Source organism: Leptothoe spongobia TAU-MAC 1115 (assembly GCF_018739885.1).
GTDB classification, from domain to species: Bacteria; Cyanobacteriota; Cyanobacteriia; order Phormidesmidales; family Phormidesmidaceae; genus Leptothoe; species Leptothoe spongobia.
Window position 1 is genome coordinate 1 of record NZ_JADOES010000020.1, and the last position, 15094, is coordinate 15094.

Consider the following 15094-nt stretch of genomic DNA (forward strand, 5'->3'; position numbering starts at 1 on the left):
TTGAAATCACTATGATAGTAGTACAATCCCTGCCATATCAGGCGTTCATGCCTTATTTGTCATACTGAGAATTGCTGTTGATTTAGCACATGGGTGTAAATCATTGTTGTTTTTACATCTTTATGGCCCAATAATTCTTGAATAGTGCGGATGTCGTAGCCATTTTGCAATAGATGGGTAGCAAAGCTATGGCGAAAGGTATGACAGCCTACACGCTTCTGAATTTTAGTCATCTGAACAGCTCGCTTAATGGCTCGTTGCAAACCACTTTCATGTAAATGATGACGACGGGCAATACCACTACGGGGATCTTTTGATAATCGACGAGATGGAAATACATATTGCCAAATCCATTGACGGTCAGCTCCTGCATACTTGCGTGCTAAAGCAAATGGTAGGTGTACGGAACCATAGCCATGATCTAAATCATGCTGATGCAGGCGTTTGACATATTGCAGATGTAATTTGAGATCGTCAGTTAAAATTACAGGCAGCATCGTGATGCGATTATTGCCACCTTTGGTATCCCGCACCACGATTTGTTTTTGGTTAAAGTCAAGATCTTTTATCCTCAGTCTTAAAGCCTCGTTTAAACGTAAACCACTGCCATAAAGAAGCTTAGCCACGAGTTGATATTCTCCTGACAGATTCTGAAGAATAGCTATTGCCTCTGCTGGAGTGAGTACAGTAGGCAAGTGTTTTGGACGTTTTGCACGCACGGCGTCGATGTCCATACCCAGATCTTGCTTAAGGACATACCGATAGAGAAAAATAATGGCATTAAGAGCCTGGTTCTGGGTAGAGGCTGCAACATTATTCACAGTCGCCAGATGAGTCAGAAATACTTCTAGCTCTTTAGCTCGCATCTCTGCCGGGTGGCGTTTATTGTGAAACAAAATGTATCGACGAATCCAATAAACATAGGTTTGCTCAGTCCGATAAGAATAATGCTTCAGGCGAATATGATCCCGAACTTGATCCAGGAGCTTTCTGGGACGAGTTTCCATTGATGGTAGATACAGAACACATGTATCATTTTTTACTCGTTTCCATCAGTTTCTACGATAGGTGTTCCACTGCCAAAAATCGACTGGCGAGAACTCTATCTCAAGCAGGGCAGTGGTTTTAGCCTTAAGCTATTTGAATTGCACAGGTAGAAATATTCCACACAAAAAGAGACCGATTATCGCCTACGGAGGCGAGAGATTGCCCATCAGGACTAAAAACCACACTGCGGATGCCGGAGCCTTGACCTTCTAGTGTGGTTAGCAACGTGCCGTCCAGCTTCCACAGTTTAGCGGTCTCATCCACACTGGCAGTCGTCACAAAGGTATCGTCAGGGCTGAAAGCAACTCCCCAAACGGCGGCCTGATGTCCTTCTAGGGTACTTAACAAGGTGCCATCCGTCTGCCAAATTTTTGCCTTCGAATCGCCGTTGCCAGTGATCAGCAGAGTGCCGTCATGGCTAAAGGCAACTCGCCAAACGGTAGCATCATGTTCTAGGGTCTGTAGCAGCGTCCCATCGGTACTCCAAAGCCGTACAGTACTATCGTTGCTTGCAGACGCAAACTGGGTGCCATCGGGACTATAGGCAATATCTCGAATGGGGGCTGAATGCCCTGACCAGCGCCTGACCAGGGTGCCATCAACGTTCCAGTGATAGAGGTGCCCCGTGGCAGTCCCCGTCACAATCTCCTGACCATTGGGATGCCAATCAGTGGCCAACACAGCTTTATCGTGACCGCTGTAGGTCTGCAGTAATGTTCCGTCCATGCTCCAGCGTTTGAGCGTGGTATCTTCAGAAACAGATAAAAATTGTTCTGCTTGGGGATGACGGGCCAGGTTCATCACAACAGATTGATGGGCCTGAATCACACGCCGAGTAAAGCTATCTAGATTAAATAGAATAATTTGATTGTTGATATCGCCCATGACTAAGGTCTTACCATCGTGGCTATAGAGAGCTTTGAGCACCACGCCGCTGACATCATAAAAAGACTGCCGGAAGGGATTATTAGTCTGCCAAAGTCTCACGACCTTATCTGCTCCACTAGACGCAATGGTTTGGCCATCGGGACTAACGGTTACGCCCCATACACCTGCCTGATGTCCCTTGAGGATATCCAGAAGGATGCCATTATTGCTCCAGATAGAGAGGGTTTTGTCTAAACTGGCACTGACAAGCTGCTGCCCATCGGGGCTAAAGGCTAATGTTCGAATGGGAGCTTCATGGTAATTGAGGGTATGGAGCAGGCTGCCATCTGTCTGCCAGAGGTTGATTTGGCCATTCTGATTGCCCGTTGCCAATAGTTCACCATCGGGGCTGTAGGCGACTGATCGGATAGGATCCTGGTGTTCCAGGGTATGGAGCAGTTGACCATTGGGGTGCCACAGAGTCACCATGCCGTTGTTGCTACCAATGGCAATTTGGTTCCCCTGTGGGCTGTAAGCCAGACTACATATACCCGGCAAAGTGCCGCCAGAGTCAAGGTTACGAATAAAGGTGCCATCACGCTGCCACAATTCTGCCTCTCCAGCTTGGCCACAGGCTGCCAGAGTTTGACCGTCAGGGCTAAAATCCAGCCCCCAGATATTCTCAATCTGACTGTTGATCACCTGCTTTGGGGTGCCATCGGTCGTCCAGAGCCGAATTGTGCCATCATCGCCTGCAGAGGCCAGTAGGGAACCGGTAGGACTAAATTTAACTTGACTAATAGTCGATGTGTGTCCCTCTAGACTGGCTAGCATCACTCCCGCTGGATTCCACAGATGAATTTTTTTGTCTACCCCAGCCGTTGCCAACCGCTGGCCGTTAGGGCTAAAGCTGGTCGTCGTTACAGTAGCCTGATGGCCATCCAGTCGATTTTGTTGCCGAATATCGAGGAGTAATTGCTCTGTTATCTTGCTGGCCTGGGTTTGGAGCGTTGGGTCGGTGTTCCAGAGCTTTTGGACCCGCCGCTGTCCACGAATGGCTTCAATCAACGCGGCAAAGGACTGATCTGAGGCAAACAGCGCCTGGGCAGAACGTACAATGGCCTGGGCTTCGCTGACGGCTGAGCGCCGGTATTGCTGCCAGGCAAAGATACCTAAACTGGTGGTCACTAACAGGGCCAGGCTAACACCCCCTAGCAACCACCGCTGTTCTTTGCTGCGTCGTTGTTCGATGGCAAGTCGGGCTTCTACTTCCTGTAGACGATTAGCTTCGGCCTGGGTGAGGGACTCCTTAAGATTGAGATCTTGACTGGCGGCTAAATAGCGATAGTCCAGATCGCTCAGGGTTTGTTGTTTGGACCAGGTCAGGGCATTCTGTAAGGTCTGGCCCCGCAGCAGAGCGGACTCATCGGTAAACTCTGACGTTACCCAGGTGTTGAAACTCTGGTAATAGGGCCGCAGGCGATCGAGCTGACCCTGAATCCAATCGCTGGAGAAGATGGTGTGGTAAATGCGATTTTTGACTTGCAGCTGTCGGCGCTGCTGATTCACCAGGCCAGACAGCAGTAATTCTGTTTGTTCTGGGCTACCGTCTAGGGAAATACTGTCCTGTTCTAAAATGCGCTGGTACAGTCCTAGCAAGCGAGGCGTACGCTGTTCGTCCATAAACAGACGGTTGCGGATAGTGCGAAGATGTTCGGGATTATCCTGGGCCTCCCAGTATTTGATGATGTGTGTGTGTACCAGTTCCTTAATCCAGAGGATTTCTTCCCCTGGGGGAAAGTTTAAGTCCTCAGTCTGGGCGGTGTGTGCTACTAGCTGGCAAAGCTTTTGGGTGAGCAGGGGCTGACCGCCTGACCAATCTAAAACGGCTTTGAGGATGGCTTCGGGTCGAGATACCTGGTCTTTGAAGCCAGCCATGAGGGGATAGGCTTCATCCAGTTGAAAATCTTGTAGGTCGATGGCACGGCCAATGTTGAAGGGGGTGCGTTTGCGATCGCGAATCAAATCCGACGGTGTGGCCACCCCAAACAACGCCCAAGTCAACCGATGATAGTCAGCCTGATTTTGTCGCTGTTCGTAGCAGGCGCGAATAAAGATAAAAAAGTCATTCACCGGAAACTCCAGATTGAGCACACTATCAATCTCGTCTACAAAAATAAATAGCCGAGTGTCGGGCAATAGTGCCAGAATTTCATCGATCAGTAACCGCAACTGCTGTACCGCAGGCAGTGTATCCCAGGTATTCCAGCGGGCTCGAATATCCACCTTGCCCAGCAAGTCCAAATCCCGCAGGAGTTCCAGCATGACGCCGCGATACCACTGCTGGTGGGTCACCTCTTCGCTACCCAGCTGGGTCATATCTAAATAGACACAGCGATGGCCCAGGTCTTCTAAGGTCTGCTGTGTGCGGGTCCTAAGGCTCGATTTACCCATCTGGCGAGCATTGAAGACATAGCAAAACTCACCGGTCAGTAGCGCCTCATACAGCGTCTGGTCAGCTTGTCGCACCACGTAGGTTGCCGCATCAACGGATAAACTTCCTCCCACTTGATAGACAGACTGAACCATAGTGGCATCTCCGATTTCGCCCCAACTGAAATAATTTAAGGCAAAAGTGTATCCGATGCTTTGATCGCTCAGCAGGAAATAAGTGAAGTCGGGTCACGTAAAATCTGGCAGGATGTCATCGCCCAGACGTTTCAGGGTGGTCTCAATATCTGTCTGGTTAAAGCGCAAGTTTAGGGCCACATGATTCATGCCGATTTGTTCTAGCGATCGCAAATAGGCCCGTAAATGGTTTACCCCCAACCGAAATCCCAAATGGATAGGTTGGGGTGGGGTATCGGGGTCTTCTGTCAGATCCACATAAAGCGGTTGCATCATCGGCTTATCAGCACCGTCTACGACCTCAACCCGTGCCCGCCACTCACTAATGACGCGTGCTTGCACAGCTGTATTGCGGGGATAGGTCATCCAGCCGTCCCCGTTCCGCGCGATCCAATCAGGGTCTTGCTGGCTACCGCCCGTAATCAGCAGCGGTAGCTTGCCAGATGTAGGTTTGGGCAGCATGTCTATCCCGCCATTAGGGCGACCAAACGCATTTTCAAACGAGGGCGAACGCTCACCCATATGTCTGATGTAATCAAAACTCTCTCGAAATGCAGCTCCGCGTTCTGGAAAGGGGAGATTAAGGGCCGGATACTCCTCTGGCCGGTCCCCCGACGCCACCCCCAGAATCAGCCGTCCACCTGAGAGCACATCAGCGGTCGCGGCGGCTTTGGCCACATGGGCTGGATGCCGTATTGGCAGAATGATACTGGCCACACCGAGGGCGATCTGCTTAGTTTGGCCCGCCAACAGTCCCAGATAAACAAAGGGATCGTAGGTCTGACCCGCATCCCCAAATGAGGGCACGTTGAAGGGTACGTCCCGTAACCAGACCGCTGAAAAACCAAGTGTTTCGGCCAGCTGAACCCGTTCAATGTGGCGCTCCAGGGTGGGCACCGGTCCCCTGGGATAGGACTCGATCGGGACCACCAGGCCAAGGCTTAACCGGTTTGGACGAAACACGGAGTTGTAGCCTCGATTAATGGGCTGAAATCCGATACCTTCTAAGGTTTTCATTAGTTAATCTCCTGAACACCAATGACCATCTCTTCCCAACCGCGTTGGTTGTTCATGTCGAACTGTGCACCATTTTCATCGGCCCAGGTAAAGCGTTTCAATGCGGGGGTTTGACTGGTTGCCTGGTAGAGCCAATAGGCCTCTTCCTGCAATGCTTCGTCAATGGGTTTGTCGATGGAGGCGTAGACGGTCTGTTTGCAGGCATTGATCGACTCGGCGGGCCACAGGGCGATGCGGTTGGCCAACGCTTCGACATACGGACCAATCTCTTCCGGGTCGAGGGCCTGGTTGATGGTGCCATAGGCCTCGGCCTGGTCGGCATCATAGTCTCTGGCACCCAGAACAATTTCCAGGGCCCGTCCCAGACCGATCTGACGTGCCATCCGCGATGCCCCACCACCGCAGGGCAGGATACCCATGGCCACTTCCATCTGCATGAATTTTGCCTTGCCACGGGCGGCAAAGCGCATATCGCAGGCTAGGGCAAATTCGTGACCACCGCCACGGGCAAAGCCTTCAATCTTAGCAATGGTGGCCTGGGGTAGTTTACTGATGCGCTCCAGGACTACTTGCAAGTCGAGTAGTTTGACTTCGTTACGGGAGACTGCGATCGCGGACATATTCTTGAGAAAATTCGTGTCGGCATGGGCCACAAAAATTTCAGGATTGGCGGATTGAAACACAACCACCTTGACGTCGCGATCCGTTTCCAGCTTTTGGGCCAACATGGTTAGGTCGGCCAGCATTGGCAGTCCTTGAATATTGACCGGTGGATAGTCAAAGGTGACCCATGCCACTGCGTTTTCGATCTTAACGTTGAAAGTAGTGAAGTTGTCATAGTTCATGGGGTATCTCCTGGGTTTGTTGAATGATTAAGGTGTGGTGCTTTACATAGCACCTGCGGTGACGGGTTGAGGTTATGGATGGCAAGCTCACCGGCTAAAACCGTCCAAAACAGTCTTGCCGATAGCGACTCCACTCTCTTGAAATTCATGGGCAGAGCGCAGATTTTCCACGTTCAAGGCACCGCCATGTTTGTTAACAGTCGAGATCAGCGTGCCACTATCGAGCAGGTCAGCAACCTGGTTCAACAGCCTATGCTGCTCATCCATATCCTCCATCTGGAACATGGAACGGGCGAACATAAACTCCCAACTCAATGAGAGTGCTTTGCTTTTGAGTGGAACAACATCGAGAGACTTGGGATCGTCAATCAGGGCAATGTGACCACGCGGTTTAATTAATGTTCGAATCGACTCAAAGTGACTGTCAGTATGTGTGAGTGAGGCAACATATCGTGGGGCAATACCCAGCGCCTTCATCTCCTCGTCAAGTGGATTGCGGTGGTTGACAACCTGATCTGCACCCATCTTTTCAACCCAGGTGCGTGTATCATCACGCGACGCCGTCGCAATAACGTTCAGACCAGTCAACTTCTTCGCCAACTGAATCAAAATTGACCCCACACCACCAGCGCCGCCGATCACCAGCAGGGCTTCGCCTGTCCCTTCACCCTCTTTCAGACCAAAGCTATCGAACAGGATTTCCCAAGCCGTAATCGTCGTCAAAGGCATGCCCGCAGCTTCAGCGAAATCAAGGGATGATGGTTTGCGACCGACAATGCGCTCATCGACAACCTGAAACTCGGCATTGGTGCCAGGACGAGTAATATCGCCCGCGTAGAACACCTCGTCGCCAGGTCGGAACCGTGTAGTTTCCGAACCGACTGCTTTTACAATGCCAGCGGCATCAAAACCAAGAATGCGAGGCCCACCTTCTGGCTGCATACTGGCGCGCACTTTGACGTCGACCGGATTGACCGAGATGCCGCGCACTTCCACCAACAGGTCGTTTGGACCAGGCTTCGGTATATCCGTTTCAAATTCGATCAGGGCGTTTTCTGCTGATATTGGACCTGCATCCCGATAACCAATCGCTTTCATCATTGATGCCTCCTTTCGATTTGTGGGAGCGTTACTAGCATGATAATCATTTGTGTAAAAAAGATAATCAGGCTTGCTGCGAAATGATAATTCGGATATTTTTGATAAATGGATAGTAGCGATTGCTGATTTATGGAACAATAAACCGGTCTAGAGCCTTGGCCATCTATCGATATCTCAGCGCTAAAGTCATCCCGAGGATCAGCAATGCCGGATATTCTGTCGCTCCGTTTATTTCTGAGAATTGCAGCGCTCGGCGGGATTGCGGCGGCAGCGCAGGATCTCTCCCTTTCACCGGCAAGTGCTAGTGCCCGTCTGGTCAAACTCGAAGAAACGGTTGGCTTTCGTTTATTCAACAGAACCACCCGAGCCGTCTCCTTGACAACCGATGGCGACGCGTTTTTGCCCTACGTGCAACAGATGATAGAAACGCTAGAAACCGGTCTCAGTGCAGTCAGGGGGCAGGGGGCAGATGCTGAAGGTTTACTAAGAATAACCATGCCTGGCTCCTTTGGACGGATGTATATCATGCCTACATTGGCCGACTTTCACGCTCGCCATCCGCGCGTTAGCCTTGATTTACGACTATCGGACGCTGTCCTGGATGTTGTTGAAGGGGCCTATGATCTGATTATTCGCAATGCCCCGTTGGCCGATAGCGGTCTGATTATGCGAAAGTTAGCCTCGGATCGGCGGCTTCTCGTGGCCTCTCCTGCCTATCTTAAACGCTATGGTTCTCCTTCAACGCCTGATGATCTCGCAGAGCATCAATGTGTCAGCCTGGCCGAATATACTAAGTGGAAGTTTGAAAACGGTCAGACTATTAGTGTTCCACACTCGTTTGTGGTCAACGATGGTGAAGCACTGCGCACAATGCTCGAACAGGGAATGGGCATTGGCATCAAGTCAATCTGGAATGCCAGCGAAAGTTTGAAATCCGGTTTACTTGTTGAGGTAATGCCGGATTTCCCACTGGCTATAGATGTCTCCATATGGCTGCTTTATCCAAGTCGCCGGATCATTGCACCGAAAGTTCATGCCATGATTGATTTTTTACTCGAACGGTTCCAGCCTGTGCCGCCATGGGAGTGTTAGAAAAGCAGGAAAGGAGTTAGTGGTTAGTCGTCGGTAGTTAGTCCCTGCCTTGTTCATACAAAATCGCCTTTTGCCCAGGCAGCATCGGCATTGTTTTTCATTGTGGTTTCGTCAGCTTCCCATTGAGGTTTGGTGTTACCACCTTCTCCGTTGTAAAAGAGGTATAGCTTGTTGTCAGTAACTTTGTAGGTCTCCGGATTGACGGGAACAAGCTTACCTTCAGAAACGGCAACAGCACAGAAACCACCGTATTGGGGCACATAGGCTTCAGGATCAGCTTCAAATTTGGCCTTGTTTTCAGCATTGGCGAAGTAATAGGTGGCCTCGCCATAGGTAGCTGCAATGTCGGGATTGCCAGGTAGTGGTTGATCCACAAAGTAGGAAACTGGATCATAGCCATTGATGGCAACGTTTTGTTCGGTTAGATTAATAGGATGGGACATGGTTAATCTCCTGGACCAAACGGTCCTATAGTGTAAATATTTCAACGCTAATTTGCTGATGATAGCTGCTGATTAAGCCAGCGGTTCATCCAATTGGCCTTATGAGACGTTGCGACGAGTCTCTTCAACGTCAGCTAGCCCAAGGACCTGTTTTTTTGAGAAAAGGGGATTGTTCTGGAACGGACCAACTCAATGGCAGACTACCTTCAACGTATACCCCTCGATGGAGATAAAACTTCAGCAGGCGTTCGGCACCGGGGTAGCAAGCAATATCAGGATCGTCATCCCAGATCACCTCGGCCCGTCCAGTTAGATACAACAGGTTGCCCTTTTCAAAATCGATGAACAGTAACCCGGCACGAGGATTGACTTCAATATTGCCAAATGTATTAAAGATGCAGTTGCCTGCAAAGTCCGGTATTGTTAGGGTATTGCCATCGACTCGAACAAAACCGAGGGATCCCCCTCGATGGGAAACATCCACACCGTTGGTAACATCCGCCTCGTTATCCAGGTAAGCCGTAGCAATGAAAAGAGTATCCGCTGCCGCGATCACATCACGTTTGACACTATCTAGCATGGTGAAGGCATAGACAGGCTTAGCCGTATTGCTATCGAAGTTTTGGAGGTTAAACTGTCGCGCCTGAATATATTTGGGGCAGTTGCCAAAGCTTTGCTCCACCGTCACTGAAAACCCATCTGGGGTAATTTCACTCACCACACCATTGACCCGATTGCGACGACGGGTGTGCAGCTCGATGCCGAGGCAGCCAACCTTGCTACCAATGGCGAGATTTTGGGCTAGGGGATCACTAAACAGGGGCTGGGCGGCGATGTGCAGTGTCCGATCGTCCGGCGTGGAGACAAATCCAGGTTCGCCCACCACAATCGACGCCCAAGGATTGCCCTCGGCATCGACCGTGCCGACCAGGAAGTGGGGAAGTTGAGCATAAAATTGGCGATGTTGCTCAGGCAAGAACTCGCGAATTACTTTTCGCCCTACAACTTCCATGCGATCGCGCGCACCCAACCTTGTCTGAACAGTTTGTTCTCCTGGGTGGAAGGGAGAACCGTCTTTTTGCCAACCGGGAATGGGCATAGGGATAAGCTCCTTTAAAGAAAATAGGAGAGATATAGCAAACATCACGCTTGGATATGTGTGCCTGATGTTTGCGCATACATTGAGGCTAGCTACCTGGGGCCATCAGTTCCAGACGGATACCACCGGGGATATAAGCCATCAAATGTTGTGCAGGTCCACCACTCGAAAGCTCAGGCGGGATATTCGGGCCTTTCAGCCACCTGCTTGAATTCCAGCACGTTCACGAAAAAATCGCGGGTGGCGTCGATGTTAGGCACAGTAAGGCCAATGTGGTGAGCGCCTTGGGTAATCGCCATGGAACAAATCCTTTAGAGAGAAAAAACTAAACTTGGGAAGAGATTGAAAGGGTGGACACCCTGGTGGGCACCAAGATATTTCAGTAGCAGTGACCGACATTGTACCAAACGATCGGTTTGCTGCGATGTAACTATATCGATGGCTTGGTAGAATGTCAACTAGTTAAACTCAAAAATGCTGAAATGCCCAAAGAGGATTACGTTCCGACCTTATTTTCACTGTTTCGCCAGTACGGTTATGACGGAACCACACTCTCTAAAATTTCAGCGGCTACCGGACTAGGCAAGGCCAGCCTTTACCATCACTTCCCTGGTGGTAAAGAGGACATGGTGGCATCGGTGCTGGATCATTCCGACTGCTGGTTGCAAGCAAACGTGTTGCACCTTCTGGCTGGTGAGGGCAGTCCCCAAGCGCGATTGCAGAAGATGTGTGAGCATATCCATGAGCTTTATGCAGGTGGTACTCAGCCATGTTTGACGGCGATTTTGGCGATGGGCACAGGCCGTGATCTGTTTCACGATAAAGTTAAGGGCCTATTAGAATCCTGGATTGGAGCCATTGCCAATGTCTTGGTTGAGTCGGGTTTTGATAAAGATCTGGCAATAAAACGAGGCCAAGATGCACTGATTTCCATTCAGGGGGCACTGATAGTCGCTCAAAATCTAGATAACGCTTCCCTCTTTCAGCGAACCATACAGCAGTTACCCCAGGTATTGTTGCACCCTGAGGAAGGGAGCGAACACAAGCAGTGATTACAGCCCTAAAGTGTGGAATTGCTAGCCTTTTGGGGTCAAAGTGTCTCGGTAGCGGCTGACCATTCCATCAGCGTAAGCTAGCTTGAATGGTTTACACAATCACAAAATCTACAGCGGCGGCATTGGTAATGCCGCTGAGTATGGCTAGGGTTTCATTGCCTAGTTGGATGGTGTTGTCGGTAAAGCTAAGGTCATTGGTGGTGATACCGGAGAGGCCGATGCGGTCGATGCCGAGTTCAAAGTCGGTGATGGTGTCGGTGCCTGTTCCGGCGCTGAGAACAAAGGTGTCTATTTCAGCTAGGCTTGTGCTGCCATTACCTCCGGTGAGGGTGTCGTCCCCCAGGCCTCCGGTGAGGATGTCGTCCCCCAGGCCTCCCCAAATTCGGTCATTGCCTTCGTCGCCAAAGACTTCATCGTTGCCTGCTTTGCCACCGATGCGGTCGTTGCCAGCTCCGCCGAAGATGCGATCGCGCCCCCCTGCATCATCATTATTGTCATCGCCCCGGAGAATGTCATCACCATCACCCCCCAAAATCAGATCATCATCAGCACCACCATTGAGAGTATCGTTACCTGGTCCTCCATCAATCTCATCATTGCCCGCCTTACCAAAAATCTGGTCATTACCGGCCAGACTCTGGATCATGTCTTGACTGGCAGTACCCATCATTGTTTCATCCTGATCGGTGCCCACCAAAATCGGTGCAGGTAGTTCAGGTGGTTGACTATTGAGTAGAGCCTGTAGGGCAGCATCCGCTTGAATTAGACCAAATCCAGTCGCATCATCAAAGCCCACATCAAAGCCCAATGTATTGGGGTTATCTAGATCTAAGGCCGAGGTTTGAAGCGCCTGGTAGATGTCCGTGGGGGATGCTTCGGGGACTGCTTCTAACATCAGGGCAGCTACAGCCGCAGCATTAGGTGCGGCAGCAGATGTACCAAAGAAGTTGGGAAAAGTATCGGCATCAGCGGCAATGTCTTGACCAAAGAAAGTGGTATTACCACCGTCGGGAGCAACAATTTCAGGCTTGAGGCGATTTTCCGGTTCAGCCAGGAGATTGCCTGCGGTATCAAATAGGATAGGCGTACCACCCACAGCAGAAAAGGCTTCTACAGTGGGTGTGGTATCACCAAAGGCAGGAGATTCTTCAAAGAAAGCGGCACCGACAGCTTGGGCACCTGCGGCGTTGGCATGGCCATAAATAGTACCGCTGTTGGTATCAAATTCGTCAATGGAGAGATCGCCAAAACCAACATATTTGAGTAAGCTTGGATCATCGCCACCAAATTTCCCCAGAACCAGGCTGTACTGGGTGTCAACACTACTCGTATTAGTGAAACTCAGAATCTCGATGGGATCACGATTGATGTTGTCATCAAAGCTGGCGGCAACAACTTGATTCGTTTCATCTAGCAAAAAGATATCCAGGTCACTGGTGGCTCCTTGAACACCGGATGCGGAAAAGTAGGGAGATGCCCACTGAAATGAAAGGTTGATTGCTGCTCCTGCACCCACCGTGATGGACTGAAAAATATCCACCCCTGCCCCTGGATCAAAGTCGTGGGCTTCTACCTGGAAATTGCCAAAGTCTAAGGAAATGCCACTGTTGCGAAAGGCACTTTCATAGGCCGTATCACCGTTATTCCCGGCGGCTGAGAAATAGGCCACACCTTCGGCCACCACCTGATCGACAGCCTGGGCAATAATTCCATCTTGGAAAAACGGTTCAGCCAGGTAAATAACATCGTCAACAATAATGTCTGCGCCCGCTGCCGCTAGGTCGATAATGCCTTGGGCAAAATTGGCCTGGCCCAAAAATGCAGTCTGAAACGCCAGGTCCGCACCGGGAGCAATGTCAGCAATCAGCTGCAGCATGGCCCGACCTTCATCGGAACCGCCCCCTGGTAAATCCTGTAAAACATTGACCGTGGGGAGGTCGCCACTCAGTTGATCGGCCGTTGCCCCACCCCGGTTGTCAAAGCTGTCGGACAGAACACCAATGGTGACTCCGGCACCTGTCACATTAAACTCTGTCTGAGCAACGTCGGCTCTCAGGGCAATGGTACCTTGGTTGCCAGTGCTGCCTTGTCTAATAATGGGTTGATAGGTGGGCTGAATAAACTGCGTTGCTTCAGAGTCAGCCATGGCTGTCAGGGCATCGATGGGCAGATATCCTGATACCACTACACCATATTCTGCTGTAGCGACAAAGCCATGGTCTTCAAGTTCTGTCAGCAGTAGCTCCATATCGCTGGCCGCTGCTACATCCACCATGACCATACCATCATGGATTTGCATCAAGGAGTCATCGCTTGGAAACCTTTCCCCAGCAGTTTCACCAAATACCAGGCTGTATAAGGAATATTGAGCCGATAGCTCTACCAAGTCATTACCCATCGTTTTCGCATCTGTTCGCTTACTCACATTAGATGACGTTCGTTTGTCGAGTAAGGATGCCAACTGGGAAAAGCTGTAACTCATAGAAATATATCTGGACTGACGCCATACCCTTTCATTAGGTCATATTTCCTGGCCTTTGTGCGATATTCAAGCCTACAGTAAGGGCTAGATTCGTGGACACAGACAGGTGATGGTGGAGATGCAGATGATGACCATGGTGCCTTACCGTCGTTAATTGCATTGGCGCTGATGACGAATCTTTCCAAACCCTCTATATTGACTTCACCTGATTAATACAATCCTGTCCTGCTTCCACCTCGCTGATATTAGACAGGGTCGTTTTGGCAATGTTATGCAAGGCCTCCTTGGTGAAAAAGGCCTGATGAGCTGTGATTACCACATTGGGAAAAGACTGCAGTAGCTGAAAGGTATCGTCTTGAATCACCGTGTCAGACAGGTCCTCAAAAAATAGTCCCCCTTCTCGCTCATACACATCAATGCCAAAATACCCCACTCGCCCCGATTTAATGGCCTCGATGACGGCGTTGGTGTCGATCAGCCCTCCTCGGCTGGTGTTAATCAGCATTGCTCCTGGTCTTAGATGCTGTAGCGACTCTTCGTTGATGAGATGATGTGTAGATGGCAATAATGGACAATGGAGAGAGATAATGTCAGAGCGGGTCAACAACATGGGCAGCTCTACATACTCGACGCCTATTTCCTGGCAGACTGGATTGGGGCGCACATCGTAGGCTAAGATTTTGCAGCCAAAACCATTCATAATTTGGGCAAAACACTGACCAATCTTGCCAGTCCCTACCACACCCACGGTTTTGCCATGGAGGTCAAATCCTAGTAGACCGTCTAACGCGAAGTTATCGTCTCTGACGCGGTTGTAGGCGCGATAAAGCTTGCGATTGAGAGTCATAATCAGTCCTACGGCATGTTCTGCCACTGCGTAGGGAGAGTAGGCGGGGACCCGGACTACGGTGATGCCCAAGTCTTGAGCTACATCCAGGTTGACATTGTTGAACCCGGCGCAGCGGAGGGCAATGAGTTGGGTGCCGGTGGCTGCGATCGCACGCAATGTCTCCTCACCCACCTCATCATTGATAAACACACAGACCGCAGGAAACCCCGATGCCAGTGATGCCGTGTCTGGTGTTAAACGAGGTTCAAAAAAGGTAAGCTCGTGACCATAATCTGCATTGATCTCTACAAATGAACGTTGATCGTAGCGTTTGGTATTGAAGAAAGCTATTTTCATAGGGCAACGTTAGCTTAAAAGATCTTTTTTGTACGCCAACGATAACAATAAATCAATGCAGCTCAATCAGCCCATTGAATCTCGCCATCGATGGACAATGTGATAGTTTTCTCACCTTCACTTTCTGTTTCAGACGTTAGCATATGGGTATGCTCGCGCTGATAACAGACAGCAATAGAACAGTTACAAACATCAAACACTCTCTGACTTCTGGACCTAGCTGATTTATTCT

The 15094-nt window shown here is 50.3% G+C and carries 12 protein-coding genes; 2 read left to right on the forward strand and 10 right to left on the reverse strand.

The genetic code is table 11. The features are described 5' to 3' along the window. Window positions 1-59: 59 nt before the first annotated feature. From IXB50_RS11520 to IXB50_RS11540, 5 genes are all read right to left on the reverse strand, one after another. Window positions 60-1007 carry an integron integrase gene (locus IXB50_RS11520; RefSeq protein WP_215609116.1) on the reverse strand — a complete coding sequence of 316 codons (948 nt, stop codon included), beginning with the start codon at window positions 1005-1007 and terminating at the stop codon, window positions 60-62. Window positions 1008-1131: 124 nt separating this feature from the next. Next, a complete protein-coding gene (locus tag IXB50_RS11525; protein WP_215609117.1) occupies window positions 1132-4503 on the reverse strand; it encodes a WD40 domain-containing protein in 3372 nt (1123 codons plus the stop codon). Between the two features lie 93 nt (window positions 4504-4596). Further along, a complete protein-coding gene (locus tag IXB50_RS11530; protein WP_215609118.1) occupies window positions 4597-5559 on the reverse strand; it encodes an LLM class oxidoreductase in 963 nt (320 codons plus the stop codon). Continuing rightward, on the reverse strand, window positions 5559-6404 hold the full coding sequence (locus IXB50_RS11535) for an enoyl-CoA hydratase/isomerase family protein (RefSeq protein ID WP_215609119.1): 846 nt from the start codon (window positions 6402-6404) through the stop codon (window positions 5559-5561). Before IXB50_RS11535 ends, IXB50_RS11530 begins: the two co-directional genes overlap by 1 nt. Window positions 6405-6491: 87 nt before the next feature. After that, window positions 6492-7502: a zinc-binding alcohol dehydrogenase family protein gene (locus IXB50_RS11540; RefSeq protein WP_215609170.1), complete on the reverse strand. Its 1011-nt coding sequence runs from the start codon at window positions 7500-7502 to the stop codon at window positions 6492-6494. Window positions 7503-7709: 207 nt separating this feature from the next. Between IXB50_RS11540 and IXB50_RS11545 the strand changes: the two genes are divergently transcribed. Continuing rightward, entirely contained in the window at window positions 7710-8597 is an 888-nt protein-coding gene (locus tag IXB50_RS11545) for a LysR family transcriptional regulator (protein ID WP_215609120.1), read from the forward strand. A 53-nt stretch (window positions 8598-8650) separates the two neighbouring features. Here the strand turns inward: IXB50_RS11545 and IXB50_RS11550 are convergent, their stop codons facing one another. The 3 genes from IXB50_RS11550 to IXB50_RS22475 all read right to left on the reverse strand — a co-directional run bounded on the left by IXB50_RS11550 (window position 8651) and on the right by IXB50_RS22475 (window position 10438). Beyond that, complete coding sequence (locus tag IXB50_RS11550; protein ID WP_215609121.1) at window positions 8651-9040, reverse strand: YHS domain-containing (seleno)protein; 390 nt, start codon at window positions 9038-9040, stop codon at window positions 8651-8653. Between the two features lie 130 nt (window positions 9041-9170). Continuing rightward, on the reverse strand, window positions 9171-10139 hold the full coding sequence (locus tag IXB50_RS11555; RefSeq protein ID WP_215609122.1) for a pyridoxamine 5'-phosphate oxidase family protein: 969 nt from the start codon (window positions 10137-10139) through the stop codon (window positions 9171-9173). 173 nt (window positions 10140-10312) lie between these two features. After that, a complete protein-coding gene (locus IXB50_RS22475) occupies window positions 10313-10438 on the reverse strand; it encodes a VOC family protein (protein ID WP_281413273.1) in 126 nt (41 codons plus the stop codon). Between the two features lie 99 nt (window positions 10439-10537). On the opposite strand from IXB50_RS22475, the gene IXB50_RS11565 reads away from it, so the two are divergent. Next, window positions 10538-11191, forward strand: a complete 654-nt coding sequence (locus IXB50_RS11565; protein ID WP_246564430.1) for a TetR/AcrR family transcriptional regulator — start codon at window positions 10538-10540, stop codon at window positions 11189-11191. Between the two features lie 94 nt (window positions 11192-11285). On the opposite strand, the gene IXB50_RS11570 is transcribed toward IXB50_RS11565, so the two are convergent. Both IXB50_RS11570 and IXB50_RS11575 read right to left on the reverse strand, forming a co-directional pair. Next, entirely contained in the window at window positions 11286-13676 is a 2391-nt protein-coding gene (locus IXB50_RS11570) for a S8 family serine peptidase (RefSeq protein ID WP_215609123.1), read from the reverse strand. A gap of 190 nt (window positions 13677-13866) precedes the next feature. Then, window positions 13867-14862: a 2-hydroxyacid dehydrogenase gene (locus IXB50_RS11575; protein WP_215609124.1), complete on the reverse strand. Its 996-nt coding sequence runs from the start codon at window positions 14860-14862 to the stop codon at window positions 13867-13869. Between the last annotated feature and the right edge of the window lie 232 nt (window positions 14863-15094).